Raw genomic sequence first — 15,414 nt, 5'->3', positions numbered from 1 at the left:
CATGCAAGAAGTTCAAGACAAGAGTAGCGACTATTTTCATCAGCTCGATGTGCATCAAGATTTGACAGATGCTCAAAAATCTGAAGTACTTCTCGAGATGATGCCTTGGCTACAAGAATTTGCTGGATCACTCGTTGTCGTGAAATATGGTGGCAACGCTATGGTCAGCGACGAACTTCGCGCCGCATTTGCAGAAGACATGGTTTTTCTGCGCCAAGTAGGTCTTCACCCAGTAGTCGTCCATGGGGGCGGTCCTCAAATCAGTGAAATGCTGGAAAATTTGGGCATTAAATCGGAGTTTAAGGGCGGTTTGCGCGTCACAAATCAAGAAACAATGGATGTGGTGCGCATGGTGCTGACAGGCAAGGTTTCACGAGAACTCGTTGGAGAAATCAACTCTTATGGACCATTTGCCGTAGGCCTGTCCGGTGAGGATGGAGGACTCTTTTCTGCCACGCAGCGTATGCCCGTGGTCGATGGACACAAAATTGATGTGGGCTTGGTGGGAGATGTGGTCAGCGTGGATGCAAGTGCGGTAGAAGATCTCATCGCATCTGGACGGATCCCCGTGGTGTCTTCGGTGGCGCCGGATGAAGAAGATCCCACCCAAGTGTTGAATGTGAATGCAGACACGGCAGCCGCCGCCTTGGCCACTGCTTTGGGAGCTCGAAAACTCATCATTCTCACCGATGTAGAAGGCCTATACTCCCACTGGCCGGATAAAGATTCCCTCGTAGGGCAAATAGGGGTAGAAACCCTGCGAGATTTACTTCCAGATTTGGAAAGCGGCATGCGGCCAAAAATGGAAGCGTGCATCCGTGCTCTCGATGGAGGTGTGTCACAAGCACACATTATTGATGGACGCAAAAAGCATTATATTTTAAACGAAATATTTACTACAGCCGGCATTGGCACCATGATTGTCAACGGTAAAGGCTTAGAAATGAGGCAGCAGCATGACTGAGACATTATCCACTCCTCAGCTTTTGGAATCCTATGCTGAGCACCATATGAATGTGTTTGGCACACCATTGCTTGTGCTCGATCATGGCGAAGGCTCATACGTATGGGATATCGATGGTAAGAAGTATCTCGATTTTCTCGCAGGCATAGCCGTGAACTCCGTCGGATACGCACATCCTCAGTGGGCGCAAGCAGTAGCGCAGCAGGCTGCGAAAATTGCTCACACCTCGAATTATTTCGCCACCGTGCCACAGATTGAGCTCGCGACTGCACTGATTGAAAAAGCTGGCGCTCCACAGGGCTCTCATGTGTACTTTGGAAATTCAGGCACAGAAGGCAACGAGGCAGCTTTGAAGCTGCTCAAGTTGCACGCACGCCACCGTGGTATAGAAAAAGACGCAAAAATCATTGCTCTGACACACAGTTTTCATGGACGTACACTCGGGGCTTTGAGCGTGACATGGAAGCCAAATATCCGCGAGCCGTTTAATCCCTTGCTGCCACATATCGAATTCGTGGAATCGGGAGATGCGCAAGCGATGGAAGAGGCTTTCGCCTCGGGACCTGTAGCCGGCGTCATTATGGAGCTCATCCAAGGTGAGGCGGGTGTTTTGCCTATCGGAGCAGATTTTGCCCGCAAGGTACGCGCGTTATGTGATGCGCATAACGCCTTACTGGTCATCGATGAGGTCCAAACGGGTATGGGGAGAACGGGTCACTGGTTCGCCTTCCAAGATGAGCATCTCAGTGGTGGAATCATACCGGATGCCATTAGCTTTGCGAAAGGCGTGGCAGGAGGTTTCCCTATGGGAGGCCTGATCAGCTTCGGCGCTGAGGTATCCGCACTCTTTACACCGGGCTCTCACGGCTCTACTTTTGCAGGCAATCCTTTGGCGACTGCAGCCGGACTCGCCACTATGAAGATCATCGAAGAGGAAAAGCTCATAGACAATGCGCGCCAACGTGGCGAGCAGCTCAGGGCGCTTCTGTCGCAATCCTCCAATGAACTCTTTGTTTCCGTACGTGGGGCCGGTTTGCTTAACGCTGTAGAGCTTTCTCATCCGTGTGCACATGCAGCTGCGGCTTGGGCCTTGGAACATGGCTTAATCGTCAATGCAGTGGCACCAAATGCCTTGCGTATGGCACCTCCGCTGAACATTACAGCAGCACAAATCGAGGAAGGTTGCGCAATCTTAGCGCAGCTTCCCACGGATTTACCTAATGATTAAAGACATGTCCGCACGAGCGTCGACGAAAAATATACGAGAAGAAAGAACACAAGGGGAAAATATGGCAGGCACACTACGTCACATGCTTCGCGATGATGATATTAACCACGACGAGCAAAAGCTCATCCTAAAATTAGGACTGGCTTTCCAAGAAAACCGTTATTTATCCCGTCCTTTTGAGGGGCCACAATCCGTAGCAGTGCTTTTCGATAAGCCAAGCACGCGTACACGCTCAAGCTTTGCTACGGGCGTGGCAGAGTTGGGTGGATATCCTTTGATTATTGATAAGGATGGCTCTCAGCTCGGTCGCGGTGAGCCGGTGGCAGATACGGCTCGCGTATTGACGCGCATGACCTCTGCTATCGTCTGGCGCACATTTGGTCAAGACCGCGTAGAGCAGATGGCACAATACGCCACAGTTCCCGTGGTTAACGCCTTGACAGATGATTTTCATCCTTGCCAAGTGCTGGCCGATCTGATGACGATTGCGCAGCATCGCGGTGGCGTGGATGCTCTTCCAGGTCAAACCATTGCCTATTTGGGAGATGCGGCAAACAATATGTCTCACTCGTATCTACTCGGCGGTGCCGTTGCTGGTATGCATGTGCGCGTCGCTGGCCCACAAGGATTCTTGCCGCGCGAAGACATTGTGCGTGACGCACAAAAAATTGCCGCAGAAACTGGGGGCTCCATAACGGTAACCACCGACCCGTTCGAGGCCGTACAAGACGCAGACTGTGTCTTTACCGATACATGGGTATCTATGGGAGAAGAAGCAGAATATGCGTTGCGTTCCAAGCCTTTCGTGTCCTATCAGGTGAATGATGAGCTTATGGCTGCTGCCAAGACAGACGCGCTCTTCCAGCACTGCTTGCCTGCCTATCGCGGTAAGGAAGTCACAGCTAGTGTCATCGATGGTCCGCAATCCGTGGTCTGGGATGAGGCAGAAAACCGTTTGCACGCTCAAAAGGCATTGCTCACGTGGCTCATTGCCCAGCAGCGTGATGATGACAGCCTTCTGGGTGGAGTTTCACTTTAGGATCCACGGCTCAACTCGAGCAACATTTGCATCATTTTAGGATGACTCATTCTAAAATGGTGCATGAAAGAAATAGGTTAGTAATTCATGATGAATGCAGCAATTCCCACTACGCGTACTGCACGTTTACGCATAGTGGAACGCTTAATTTCGCACAATATCATCGAGTCCCAGCAACAACTTGTCGACCTGCTTGCGAAAGAAGGCATCCAAGTCACTCAGGCTACACTGAGCCGAGACTTGGATGATTTGCATGCCAGTAAGGTACGCACGCCGTCCGGAGTTTTTGCCTATGCCCTCACTGAGGAAACTCCTTTTAGTGCGGTTAATTCCAGCATTGTCGATGAAACTATAGCCGAAAGAATCAACCAAAAGCTGGAGCAGCAGCTGGCCAAGGTCATCAACGGTCTTATCACCGAGGTGGTGGCTGCTCAGAATTTGGTCGTTATCCACACACCGCCAGGGGCGGCGCAATATGTCGCCAGCGCTATCGATAAGCAGCCCTTAGAGAATGTGGCGGGCACTATCGCAGGCGATGATACCGTCATGATGATTACTACCGACAATCAAGCCGCACAGGAAAAGTTGCAATGGCTTGTAGCCATCGCCTCGGACGCGCGCTAAACCCGAAAGCGGAAGAGCTTTTCATACAATAAATACAGATTACTTTACGTATCAATTTTTGATGGCGTACAACAAGAAAGGTTAGCCATGTCAGAGCAGAAAAGAATTGTTCTTGCTTACTCCGGAGGTTTGGATACTTCCGTAGCAATTCCATATTTGAAGGATCGCACAGGAAAGGACGTCGTCGCTGTTTCCCTCGATGTAGGTCAAGGTGGCGAACGCTTGGAAACTATTCGTGAGCGTGCTTTAGCGTGTGGCGCTGTGGAATCATATATCGTCGACGCGCGCGACGAGTTTGCCGATGAATACTGCATGCGCGCTTTGAAGGCCAACGCTCTCTACGAGGGTGTGTATCCATTGGTATCTGCAATTTCACGCCCGCTGATTACTAAGCATTTGGTACGTGCTGCGCACCAGTTTGATGCAGACACCATTGCTCACGGCTGCACGGGTAAGGGTAATGATCAGGTGCGTTTTGAGGTGTCCATCCAGTCCATCGATCCAACCCTGTCTGCAATTAGCCCAATTCGCGATTTGTCTTTGACACGTGATGTGGAAATCCAGTACGCAAAAGACCACAATTTGCCTATCGAACAGACCGAGAAGAGCCCATATTCCATCGACCAGAACGTATGGGGTCGAGCTATCGAAACAGGTTATTTGGAAGACCCATGGAATGCACCAACCAAGGATGTGTACTCCTACACGGATGATCCAGCCTTCCCACCAGTAGCAGACGAAGTAACCATCGAATTCAAGCAGGGTGTGCCAGTAAAGATCGACGGCCGCGATGTCACCCCATTGCAGGCTATCGAAGAAATGAACCGTCGCGCAGGTGCTCAGGGTATCGGACGTATTGACTTGATTGAGGACCGCCTTGTAGGTATCAAGTCTCGCGAACTGTATGAAGCTCCAGGTGCTATCGCCTTGATTACGGCTCATCAGGAACTTGAAAACTTCTGTCTCGAGCGCGAGCAGCACCGCATCAAGCGTGATATCGATAAGCGCTGGGCAGAGCTCGTCTACGATGCTCAGTGGTTCTCACCAGCTGTCAAGTCTTTGAATGCCTTCATCGATGACACGCAAACATATGTGTCTGGTGAAATTCGCATGGTACTCCATGGTGGACGTGCCGTAGTAGTAGGCCGTCGTTCCGACTCCTCCCTCTACGACTTCAACCTTGCCACCTACGAATCCGGTGACACCTTCGACCAGAACGCATCCGTCGGCTTCATCGAAATTTACGGCTTGCCAACCCGCGTGGCAGCCGCGCGTGACGTTAAGTTCGGCAATGCTGTAGAAGTGCCAGCCAGCACCGTAGAATAATTACTACGATTCACGGATAAGGAGCAATTATGCAAGACGCATCCAGCGAAAAAAGCAATGACGGCATCGCTTTGTGGGGTGGCCGCTTTACGTCAGGTCCTTCGCAAGCCTTAGCGCGGTTAAGCAAATCAACCCAATTCGATTGGCGTCTTGCAGATGATGACATCGCCGGTTCACGAGCTCATGCCAGAGCTCTGGGCCGTGCAGGTCATCTGAGCGCAGACGAGCTCGAATCCATGGAAAACGCCTTGGACGAATTGCAGCGCCAAGTAGACTCCGGCGCTTTCGTGCCGCAGGAGAGCGACGAGGATGAAGCAACGGCGCTCGAGCGTGGTTTGCTCGCCATCGCCGGTGATGAATTGGGTGGAAAGCTGCGTGCAGGACGTTCACGAAACGATCAGATTGCTACTCTGATCCGCATGTGGCTGCGTCGTCAGGCCCGTTTTATCAGTCGTGAAGTGCTCGATCTTGTCAACGCGTTAATTGAGCAGGCCCGTACTGCAGATAAGGCGGTCATGCCAGGTCGTACGCATATGCAGCATGCTCAGCCTGTGTTGGTTGCCCATCAACTCATGGCTCACGCATGGCCTCTGCTGCGCGACGTGGAACGATTCATCGATTGGGATAAGCGTATTGACGCCTCTCCATATGGCTCCGGCGCACTCGCTGGCAATACGCTGGGTCTTGACCCACAGGCAGTGGCTGTGGAACTCGGTTTTAGCGATGTTACCGAAAATTCCATCGATGGTACGTCTTCTCGAGATCTCGTTGCGGAATTCTCTTTCGTCGCCGCCATGCTGGGTGTGGATATTTCGCGCTTGTCCGAAGAAATAATCATTTGGAATTCTCAAGAATTTGCATTCGTACGTCTCGATGATGCATACTCCACGGGCTCCTCGATTATGCCGCAGAAAAAGAATCCAGATATTGCTGAGCTAGCACGTGGAAAGTCTGGACGTCTGATTGGTGATTTGACCGGATTATTGGCTACCTTAAAGGGCCTACCAACGGCCTATGCGCGTGACTTACAGGAGGATAAAGAGGCAGTTTTCGATCAAGTAGATACACTCCTCGTTCTGCTTCCCGCATTCACCGGCATGGTGCGCACCATGGTCTTTGACTATCAGCGCATGGAAGAGGAAGCGCCAACAGGATTCGCTTTGGCTACAGATATCGCTGAATGGCTTGTCAAGCAAAAAGTACCATTCCGCCATGCGCATGAGCTGTCCGGCGAATGCGTACGCATAGCCGAGCAGCGCGGTCAGGAATTGTGGGATTTAACAGATGAGGACTACATCTCCATTTTCAAGGAATTCCTCAATGCTGATGTAGCGCCACAGGTCCGTGAAGTGCTGTCCACGCAGGGTAGTGTCAATTCACGCCTGGGAAAGGGAGGCACCGCTTACGTGCGCGTCGTAGAGCAGATTGAAAAAGCCGTCCAGTTAGTAGCGCAGTTGGACACATTTGCTCAGTCTACGAGCGATGCAAGCGCCTATAAGGCTCCAGGAAGTTTCTAAACAAAAGAAACTCCAAAGGATTTTCCCTTTATATAAGACCTTCGCACGGATTTGCGTATCTGCTCTGCGAAGGTCTTTTTTGCATTTGTGCGGTGAGGAAACCGATGAGGGAAGGCGCATAACCCACAATTGCATGCGAAACGCACAGTGCGCACCTCAAGGTATACTAAAACACGGCGGGAGCTCATATAGCTGAGAGGAAGCATTTGCTTCGACCGTACTTGATCTGGATAATGCCAGCGGAAGGAAAAATATGAATAATTGTAGTATTGCTATTCAAGTATTGCCGATGAAGGTATCTGATTACATTCCAGATATTGATCGTGTCATCTACTATCTTCAAGATCGTTTCCCAAATGCTCAGGTGACGCCTTTCGAAACCGTTATCGAAGGCGAATACGAAGAATGCATGGATGCTTTACGTCACTGTGCGCTGATTGCTGCCGAAGAGGGTAGCGATGACATAATTGTCAATGCAAAAATCGCCTATGGTAACATCCTGACGAGCGAAGAGAAAACTTCAAAATTCCAGAAATAGCATCATTGAGAGTTCTGAGCAGATTCGTTCCGACACAATAGGCGCGCTCGCGATATGCTGCCCCTCGAAGCTCACGCTATGCTTTCTCGTACACATTGAATAGGTGCATAACCGTTCAGGCACGCGTGATTGCTATAGGGGATGAAGTATGTGCAATAGAAGAAAAACCGCGAGCACACAGATTTGCGGAAGGGTGCCTGCTACTCAGAGCAAATGCGGGAATGAACCCAAGGGTTTCATTTCACCACAAATGTGATAGAGATAAAATGCGTAGTGTGTCACCCACGCTACGCATTTTGTTTTTCGATATAAAGCCCGCGATATGCCCAGAGATGACTGGTATACAAAGCACCGCTCCAGAGCAAAGAATTCCACGTTTTCGACGGGCATAAAGTCGTGCTCACATGGGAAACTAAAGGATACGGATTTACGCCGATTTTAACAATAAAACAGCGTTTTTACATCAAAACTACTGATTTGGAGGATAGTTTTCCCATGGCTCAAGTTAGGAACTACAAGGAAGCTGGCTTTGATACGCTCCTTGAAGAACTTGAATGGCGTGGTCTGATTAATCAGTCCACAGATCGCGAACAACTCGCACTGGCGCTTAACGGAGAACCAATCACTTATTATTGCGGTTTTGATCCAACGGCTGCTTCTATCCATATTGGAAATCTTGTTCAAGTTTTGATGCTGCGCCATTTGCAGGAAGCGGGACACCACCCAATCGCTTTGGTGGGTGGCGCTACCGGTTTGATTGGCGATCCGCGTCAAAGCGGCGAGCGTGTCTTGAATTCTAAGGAAATCGTGGCGGAATGGACAGACCGTCTGCGCAGCCAGATTTCCCGTTTCCTCGTGACCGAGGGTGAAAACCCTGTGCGTTTTGTATCCAATTACGATTGGACTGCACAGATGAATGTCATCGATTTCTTGCGCGATGTAGGTAAGAATTTCCGCTTGGGTACCATGCTTGCCAAGGATACGGTGGCACGTCGCTTGAATTCTGAAGAAGGTATTTCGTTTACCGAATTTAGCTACCAAGTTCTTCAGGGCAATGACTTCTTGCATTTGTACGACGAATATGGTGTAACCTTGCAAACGGGTGGTGCAGACCAGTGGGGCAACCTCACATCCGGTCTGGACTTGATTCGCAAGGTGCGTGGCGCTTCGGTGCATGTGCTGACCAGTCCAATTATCACGGATTCTCAGGGTAAGAAGTTTGGTAAGTCTGAGGGCGGTGCCATATGGCTGGATGCTAGCATGTTTAGCCCATACAAGTTCTACCAGTTCTGGTTCAATCAGCCAGATAGCGAAGTTATTAAGCTTTTGAAGTTCTTCACCTTCTTGCCTAAGACGGAAATTGAACGTCTGGAGCAGGAAGTAAATACGAATCCGGGTGCGCGTGAGGCACAGCGTGTGCTTGCCTGGGAAGTAACCAGCTTTGTCCATGGCGATCAGGCTGCTCAGGGTGCCATCGACGCATCGGCTGCCTTGTTTGGTCGTGGCGAATTGTCCAGCTTGGACGAGCAGACTTTGGAAGCAGCGCTAGAAGGCGTTAAAATTGACGGTGATAATGGTGAAAAAGTCTTCGCAGTAGGTCAGGTTGGCATGCGCGTAGTGGAAGCGGGAGTCGCTTCCGGACTTTTCAAATCGATTTCTGAGGCTCGCAAAACCATTAATGGTGGCGGCGTATACGTCAACAATCAGCGCGTAGAGGACGCTGAAGCTGTGCTCAGCAGCGAAGATTTCCTTTTCAATCGTTTCGCTCTCGTTCGTCGAGGCAAAAAAGCACTTGGTGCTGTGGAGGCAAAATAAGGTATGGCAGAAAATCAATCTAATCGTCGCTCCGGCGGACGTAATGGCAAGAGCGGCGGCGGATTCGGTGGAAACCGACGCGGTTCCTCAAATGGCTCCGGACGCGGATTCTCTCGCAATGGCAAGTCGGGCGGTAACCGCAATGGCGGTGGCTTCCGCAAGAGGAGCGGTGCTGGAAAATTCAATTCTGATCGTCGTCGTGAGGATGGCGAAGAGCGTCGTTTTGACCGCAGCGAAGGTCGTAATTCCGAGGGACGTCGCTCTGAAGGTCGTCGTTTTGAAGGAAATGGCCGTTTCGATCGTTCGGATCGTCGCGACTTCCACGGTTCACGCCGTCGCAATGACAACCGTTCACAAGGCGGCAATCCACGCTACGAGCGCAATTCCCGCCCAGACAATGAGCGCACAGATAACGAATTCCGTCGCGAAGATGGCCGCGGCGATAGGTCTCGCGGTTTCAGCAACCAGCGCGGAAATCACAACGGCCGTCAGTCCTCTCAAAACTATGACCGTCCACGCAAGAATTCCGATGGCACGTTAAGCTTCCCATCGCAGAATCCTTATACAGACCGTCGTCCAGGCGAGCCAAAGATGCCAAAGGGCCTCGAATGGTCCATGCTGTCATCCGATGAAAAAGAGCGTTTGCGCGGTTTATCCAAGGAGCATGCAGAAAATATCGGCCTGCACATGCTCGCCGCTTACGCCTTGGAAGAGGAAGACCCACAGTTGGCGATGGAGCATGCCCAATGGGTAGCGCGTCAAGCTTCTCGCGTGGATGTCTCTCGTGAAACCTTAGCTTTTGTGGCTTACCGTCAGGGCAATTACAAGCTGGCATTGCGTGAATTCCGCACCGCGTATCGCATGAATGGGTATGGTGATTATTTGCCATTCATGGCAGACTGTGAGCGTGGCTTGGGTAATCCTCAAAAGGCTGTGGATATTGCACTATCCGATGACGCTAAGCGTTTGAGGGGAGAGGCTAAGGCTGAGCTCTTCCTCGTATACGCGGGCGCATTGGCAGATCTTGATTTGTTTGATAAGGCTGTGGAAGTTGTACACACCATCGCTCATGCGCAAGGTGTGGGCGGCGCGTATCGCATGCGTGCGGTGCAAGCAGAGCAGAACTTCCTCGAACTCGCCGGCCGCAACGAAGAAGCGGAAAAACTGAACGATTTGCTCGATCGTCTGGAGGCACAATACGCCGATGTCGATGATTTGGATGAGGCAGACGTTTATGTGGACAACGATTTGGAATTCGTTGACGATGACATGCTGGAAGGCTTAGGCATCGATCCGAGCGAATTTGCATCGTATCGTGGCGAAGCACAAGACGAAGATTCTGAAGATAGCGAAGATATTGAAGAGGACTCTGCTGAGAATTCTGAGGAGGATTCTGAAGAGAATTCCACCGATGAGCCTTCCGAAAACAGTTCAAAAGAAGAAAACACAGTCGATTCATCAACCGACGATTCATCAGCAGAAGAAGCGGCAACAGAAGAAGTTGAAGATTAATCTGTATTCTGTTGCTGCATAGAATTGACAACGACCAATTTATATATGCGCATACCAGCGAGGAGTATCCCTGTGACGAAGTATCCCGTAAAGATTAAAGGAAGTGCTACACCATTAGCACAACGCTACACACTTGCACTACTGGATCTGGACGGGGTTGTTTATCGCGGTGCAAATCCTGTAGATAATGCTGCTTCCGGCATTGCACAGGCGGCCGAGCAAGGTATGCGCATTGCTTATACCACCAATAATCCGTCGCGTTTCCCAGACGTGGTGGCGGAGCAAATCAGTAGCTTCGGTGTGGATGCGCACGGCACGGATGTCATCACTTCGGCTATGGTGTCCTCCGTTATGCTGGCAGAAAAGCTACCTCAGGGGGCTTCCGTGCTGGTCATCGGCAAAGATCATTTGCGCGATGAGATTGAAAAAGTTGGCCTCACAGTGGTGGATAAGGCCGCGGACAAACCAGATGCCATTATTCAGTCGTGGTACCCAGAAATTGGCTGGGCTCAGCTGGCTGAAGCCTGTTACGCCATCGAAAACGGGGCACAGTATTATGTCACGAATCGTGACCTGACCTTGCCGCGCGAGCAGGGCATTGCGCCCGGCACGGGTGCGCTCCAGTTGGCTGTCATCAAAACCACGGGTCAGGAGCCTCTGGATTCTGCCGGAAAGCCTGAAGCCGCCATGTATCATCAGGCTCGTCATTTGTTTAGCCCTACAGAGCATATGGTCGAAACAGAAAATTGCTTGCCGGTGGGTGACCGCTTGGATACGGATATTGAGGCTGCAAATCGTGGCGGTTACGATAGTGCAGTGGTCTTGACGGGCGTGGCGGATGCTCAGCAAATCATTACCGCAGAACCGATTTTGCGTCCTACTTACATTTGCGTCGATTTGCTGGGGCTCTCCACACCACAGCCTCAGGTGGAGGTGTCTGACGCTCAGGCCACGTGTGATAATGCGCGCGCCTGGATGGATGGCTCGCAGCTGCGTATTGAGGTCGATGGAGCTGAGCAGACAGACAATATTTCTAGTCTGAATGCGTTGCGTGCAGCGGCCAGCGTGGCTTGGGCTGCTGTGGATCGTGGGAATATCCGTGCCGGTGATATCCAGCTACCTCATTTTGCTGCCCAATTCGTGGAAGATTTCCGCGCTGAGTTCACAAAATAAGCCGACCATTATGCAGCCTAAGGAAACGGAATATTCTGCAGATTTTTCTCAGCAGAACGGCGCCCAGCCTTTGAGTGAGGATGCCGATTTTTCTGCAGTAATCGAGCATTACACGCAGGTGCTGGAAAATTTGCAATCCGAGCTGGATGAAAACAATCACAAAGGTGACGAATAGTTCATGGCTCAGCGTTTAGATAAAGAACTCGTCAGTCGCGGTTTAGCGCCCACACGTTCGCGCGCTCAGCAGTTGATTGATTCCGGAGCTGTACTTGTCAACGGTTCACCGGAAAAAGCCAAGGCTTCGCTGACTGTATCCGAGAGTGACGAGATTCGTGTGAATGCAGATATTCGCTCTAGCGGTCAGTATGTATCGCGCGGCGCCATCAAGCTAGTGGAAGCCTTAGAAATATTTATCCCGCATGGTTTGCCAACGCCTGAAGGTAAAAATTGCCTAGATGTGGGCGCATCTACGGGAGGCTTTACCCAAGTACTGCTGCAGCAGGGTGCTCAGAAAGTTATCGCGCTGGACGTGGGACATGATCAGTTGGATCCGCTCATTGAGCAGGATCTACGGGTTATCGATGCTAGTGGCGTAAACATTCGCGATGTCAACCCTGCAGATCTTGAATTTGCACCAGATTTGGTGGTATCGGACGTATCTTTTATTTCACTGACTTATGTGATTCCTGTTTTGGCGCAGATTATGCCTACGGATTCTCATGCGGTTTTGCTTATTAAGCCGCAATTTGAGGTGGGGCGGTCCAAGCTGGGCAAGGGTGGTATCGTCACTCAGGATGCATACCGTCAAGAAGCCATCGATAAGGTTACCCAATGTGCGCAAGACCAGGGCTTCACTATTCGGGAGGTTACGCCTTCTGCTATTACGGGCACGCATGGCAATCAAGAATACTTATTGTGGATAACTCGCGCATAGTTTTCTCAGAGCATGGCTGGGAGCTCTCCTCGCTAGAATAGAGACAGTGTGACCATATGCATTCGGTCTGAGGAGGTAACTATGAGCGATGATGCCACGAATCAGCGTAAGGCTGTGGTTGTTACCCATGCGGCATTACATGATCACCCAACTGTCAATCAAGCACTTCGTCAGCTAACTGAGCTTGGTTTTGATGTCACTTTGCGCGATGATATTCCTGACGTTCAACAATTTGGTGTGCATGCTGCGCCTGTGGATGACAGCGTGGAAATCGTAGTCGTTCTGGGTGGCGATGGCACTATTTTGCGAGCGGTAGAACTCGTCAAGGGGACGCGAGTGCCGATTATTGGTATCAACACAGGTCATGTGGGTTTCTTGGCAGAGTTTGAAAGTTTTGAGCTCAACAGTGCCATGCAAAAAATCGCAGAACGCGATTACACCATTGAGGAGCGCATGATTGCAGCAGTGGAGCTCTATCTGCCAGGTAGCTCCGATATTATTTGCGATTGGGCCTTGAATGATATGGTGCTGGGTCACGAGGATCGCACGCGCATGGTGGAGTTAGGCATTAGCGTTGACAATGTGGCGATGAGTTCCTTCGGCTGCGATGGTGTAGTGGTGTCTACGCCTACGGGCTCTACCGCCTATGCTTTTTCTGCCGGCGGTCCCGTGATTTGGCCGGATGTGCAGGCTTTGGAATTAACACCTATCGCCGCTCATGCGCTATTTGCACATCCGCTGGTCATCGGCTCTACCTCAACTTTTGATTTGCGTGTTTTGGAATCTTCAGCCACGGATGGTTGGATTTGCTGCGATGGACGACGCCAATGCATCGTGCCTCGAGGATCACACGTGCGTGTACGCCAGTCCTCCAGCATATTACGATTGGCACATTTGACGGGAACGGTATTTACCGACCGTTTGGTCAGAAAATTCGACCTGCCGGTGCGTGGATGGCGCGAAACTGCTTCGGAAAAGAAAGGCTATGGGAAATAAGTGCTTGAAGAACTTGAAATTCGCTCATTAGGACCTATACGTCACGCCCGCATTGAGCCACACGCGGGTATGAATGTGATTACGGGTGAAACGGGTGCAGGTAAATCCATGCTCCTGAATGCCATTGAGCTCATTTCTGGTGCGCAATCCCAAGCTTCCCGCGTAGGCGTAGATGCTGATCAGGCATGGGTGCAGGCTATCTTCGATGTGTCAAACAATGCTGCCATCCAAAACCTGGCTGAATCCGCGGGCAGCGCGTGCGTAGATGACCAGCTTTTCATCAATCGTACTGTGCCAAAAACGGGACGCTCACGCGCGGTTCTCAATGGTCACAGTGTGCCTCGTACCGTACTGACGCAGATTAGTTCGGAACTCGTCACTATCCATGGCCAGTCTGAGCAATTAAAAATAGCAAGTGCCTCCAAGCAGCGTGATTTTCTCGACGGATTTGCGGCCAATGCAGCTGAGTATCGCGAGTATGCCGCGGCGTTTGAGCGCTATACGACCTTGAAAACGAAGCTCGAGCAGCTTCAAGGGGCACAGTCTGAAGCCGTGGCGCAGATTGACTATTTAAAAGACGCCATTGCGCGCATCGACGCCGTAGATCCGCATGAGGGTGAAGAAGAGGAGCTGAAATCTCGTCTCCAATACATCGAAAATGCGGCGGAGATTGCCAGTGCGCAAGCTCAAGCGCTTCAAGCTTTAGATTCATCGGCGGAAGGTGAAGGCCAATCGGTTAGCCAGTTGCTGGCTCTAGCCATTCATGAGTTACATTCTGTGGACAGAATCGAGCAGATGGCAGAATTAGTGTCTCGCCTCGAGTCTGTCAATGATGAAATCCAAGATATCGTGTACTCCTTGGCTCGCGGTGAGGATGAGGAGATTAATCCTCAAGAGCTGGACACCATTCATGCGCGCATCCATGATCTGGATGAACTCACGAAGAGATGGGGACCTACGCTGAAAGATGTGATGGCGTGGAAGGAAAAGGCGCAGTTTGATCTGGAAGATTTGGACGCCTCCCCGGAGCGCATCGAAGAGCTGAAAAAGCAGGTGGAGGATGCCTACGAAGAAGCCCGAAAACTCGCCCAAAAATTAATGCACACACGGGAGAACGCGGCCCAAGAGCTGGGGGAGAAGGTTACCGAGGAATTGAAGTCTTTGGCCATGGAAGGCTCTGCACTGCAGATTCGCGTGACCGAAAAAGATACTCTGGACCTTTTCGGCATGGATACGGTGGCTTTCGAATTTATGCCGTTTCCTGGCTCACCGTGGCTTCCTCTGGGCAAAAGCGCGTCCGGTGGTGAACTGAGCCGACTAATGCTTGCGCTAGAATTGGTAGCCTTTGAAAAGAAGCATGCTGCTGTGCCCAGCGATAAGGCAAATGAAGATAGCACAAATAACGCAAATAGTGACGGCGATGCGGTACCTACCTTGATTTTCGATGAAATCGATGCCGGCGTGGGCGGTAAGGCTGCTACAGAACTGGGCAAACGCCTAGCTTTACTAGCACGGGGCACACAAATCATAGTGGTCACGCACTTGCCTCAGGTAGCTGCGTGGGCAGGCAAACAATTCGTTGTGGCAAAAGCAAAAACGGATACCAGCGCATCTACTTCGGTCCGTGAAGTGAGTGGGAACGCGCGCGTAGAAGAAATTGCGCGTATGCTATCCGGGTCACAAACGCAGACCTCCTTGCAACACGCTGAAGAGTTACTCGAGGAGTGCACACTTTAGCGCACACTCCT

The 15,414-nt window shown here is 51.1% G+C and carries 14 protein-coding genes; all 14 read left to right on the top strand.

Annotated elements, in window-relative coordinates; translation table 11 throughout:
• The first annotated feature begins 1 nt into the window (after window position 1).
• Window positions 2–964, top strand: coding sequence for an acetylglutamate kinase (gene argB / locus D570_RS0103580; protein WP_018143031.1), 963 nt, complete (start codon window positions 2–4; stop codon window positions 962–964).
• Window positions 957–2,192 (top strand): acetylornithine transaminase, encoded by a 1,236-nt coding sequence (locus D570_RS0103575; protein WP_018143030.1) that lies wholly within the window; start codon window positions 957–959, stop codon window positions 2,190–2,192. The genes argB and D570_RS0103575 overlap by 8 nt, the downstream gene beginning before the upstream one ends.
• 61 nt (window positions 2,193–2,253) lie before the next feature.
• Window positions 2,254–3,231: an ornithine carbamoyltransferase gene (gene argF, locus D570_RS0103570; RefSeq protein WP_018143029.1), complete on the top strand. Its 978-nt coding sequence runs from the start codon at window positions 2,254–2,256 to the stop codon at window positions 3,229–3,231.
• An 87-nt stretch (window positions 3,232–3,318) separates the two neighbouring features.
• Window positions 3,319–3,855, top strand: coding sequence for an arginine repressor (locus tag D570_RS0103565; RefSeq protein ID WP_018143028.1), 537 nt, complete (start codon window positions 3,319–3,321; stop codon window positions 3,853–3,855).
• Window positions 3,856–3,942: 87 nt separating this feature from the next.
• Window positions 3,943–5,181, top strand: coding sequence for an argininosuccinate synthase (locus D570_RS0103560; RefSeq protein WP_018143027.1), 1,239 nt, complete (start codon window positions 3,943–3,945; stop codon window positions 5,179–5,181).
• Window positions 5,182–5,210: 29 nt separating this feature from the next.
• Complete coding sequence (gene argH / locus D570_RS0103555) at window positions 5,211–6,698, top strand: argininosuccinate lyase (RefSeq protein WP_018143026.1); 1,488 nt, start codon at window positions 5,211–5,213, stop codon at window positions 6,696–6,698.
• A 253-nt stretch (window positions 6,699–6,951) separates the two neighbouring features.
• Window positions 6,952–7,236, top strand: a complete 285-nt coding sequence (locus D570_RS0103550) for a thiamine-binding protein (protein WP_018143025.1) — start codon at window positions 6,952–6,954, stop codon at window positions 7,234–7,236.
• Window positions 7,237–7,731: 495 nt separating this feature from the next.
• On the top strand, window positions 7,732–9,051 hold the full coding sequence (tyrS, locus tag D570_RS0103545) for a tyrosine--tRNA ligase (protein ID WP_018143024.1): 1,320 nt from the start codon (window positions 7,732–7,734) through the stop codon (window positions 9,049–9,051).
• A 3-nt stretch (window positions 9,052–9,054) separates the two neighbouring features.
• Complete coding sequence (locus tag D570_RS0103540) at window positions 9,055–10,563, top strand: hypothetical protein (protein ID WP_018143023.1); 1,509 nt, start codon at window positions 9,055–9,057, stop codon at window positions 10,561–10,563.
• Between the two features lie 72 nt (window positions 10,564–10,635).
• Window positions 10,636–11,736 carry an HAD-IIA family hydrolase gene (locus D570_RS0103535; RefSeq protein WP_018143022.1) on the top strand — a complete coding sequence of 367 codons (1,101 nt, stop codon included), beginning with the start codon at window positions 10,636–10,638 and terminating at the stop codon, window positions 11,734–11,736.
• 10 nt (window positions 11,737–11,746) lie between these two features.
• A complete protein-coding gene (locus D570_RS09400; RefSeq protein ID WP_018143021.1) occupies window positions 11,747–11,911 on the top strand; it encodes a hypothetical protein in 165 nt (54 codons plus the stop codon).
• Window positions 11,912–11,914: 3 nt separating this feature from the next.
• On the top strand, window positions 11,915–12,670 hold the full coding sequence (locus D570_RS0103525; protein ID WP_018143020.1) for a TlyA family RNA methyltransferase: 756 nt from the start codon (window positions 11,915–11,917) through the stop codon (window positions 12,668–12,670).
• Window positions 12,671–12,751: 81 nt separating this feature from the next.
• Window positions 12,752–13,666: an NAD kinase gene (locus D570_RS0103520; protein ID WP_018143019.1), complete on the top strand. Its 915-nt coding sequence runs from the start codon at window positions 12,752–12,754 to the stop codon at window positions 13,664–13,666.
• Window positions 13,667–15,403 carry a DNA repair protein RecN gene (locus D570_RS0103515; protein ID WP_018143018.1) on the top strand — a complete coding sequence of 579 codons (1,737 nt, stop codon included), beginning with the start codon at window positions 13,667–13,669 and terminating at the stop codon, window positions 15,401–15,403.
• Window positions 15,404–15,414: the final 11 nt, after the last annotated feature.

It is taken from the genome of Alloscardovia criceti DSM 17774 (assembly GCF_000376885.1).
Classification (GTDB): Bacteria; Actinomycetota; Actinomycetes; order Actinomycetales; family Bifidobacteriaceae; genus Alloscardovia; species Alloscardovia criceti.
This window is presented reverse-complemented; position numbering and strand designations above follow the sequence as displayed.

Bases quoted from the DNA above. Each gene is read 5' to 3' on its own strand.
- tyrS (WP_018143024.1), top strand. From the start codon at position 7,732: ATGGCTCAAGTTAGGAACTACAAGGAAGCTGGCTTTGATACGCTCCTT.
- D570_RS0103520 (WP_018143019.1), top strand. From the start codon at position 12,752: ATGAGCGATGATGCCACGAATCAGCGTAAGGCTGTGGTTGTTACCCAT.
- argF (WP_018143029.1), top strand. From the start codon at position 2,254: ATGGCAGGCACACTACGTCACATGCTTCGCGATGATGATATTAACCAC.
- D570_RS0103525 (WP_018143020.1), top strand. From the start codon at position 11,915: ATGGCTCAGCGTTTAGATAAAGAACTCGTCAGTCGCGGTTTAGCGCCC.
- D570_RS0103575 (WP_018143030.1), top strand. From the start codon at position 957: ATGACTGAGACATTATCCACTCCTCAGCTTTTGGAATCCTATGCTGAG.
- D570_RS0103540 (WP_018143023.1), top strand. From the start codon at position 9,055: ATGGCAGAAAATCAATCTAATCGTCGCTCCGGCGGACGTAATGGCAAG.
- argB (WP_018143031.1), top strand. From the start codon at position 2: ATGCAAGAAGTTCAAGACAAGAGTAGCGACTATTTTCATCAGCTCGAT.
- D570_RS0103550 (WP_018143025.1), top strand. From the start codon at position 6,952: ATGAATAATTGTAGTATTGCTATTCAAGTATTGCCGATGAAGGTATCT.
- argH (WP_018143026.1), top strand. From the start codon at position 5,211: ATGCAAGACGCATCCAGCGAAAAAAGCAATGACGGCATCGCTTTGTGG.
- D570_RS0103565 (WP_018143028.1), top strand. From the start codon at position 3,319: ATGATGAATGCAGCAATTCCCACTACGCGTACTGCACGTTTACGCATA.
- D570_RS0103560 (WP_018143027.1), top strand. From the start codon at position 3,943: ATGTCAGAGCAGAAAAGAATTGTTCTTGCTTACTCCGGAGGTTTGGAT.
- D570_RS09400 (WP_018143021.1), top strand. From the start codon at position 11,747: ATGCAGCCTAAGGAAACGGAATATTCTGCAGATTTTTCTCAGCAGAAC.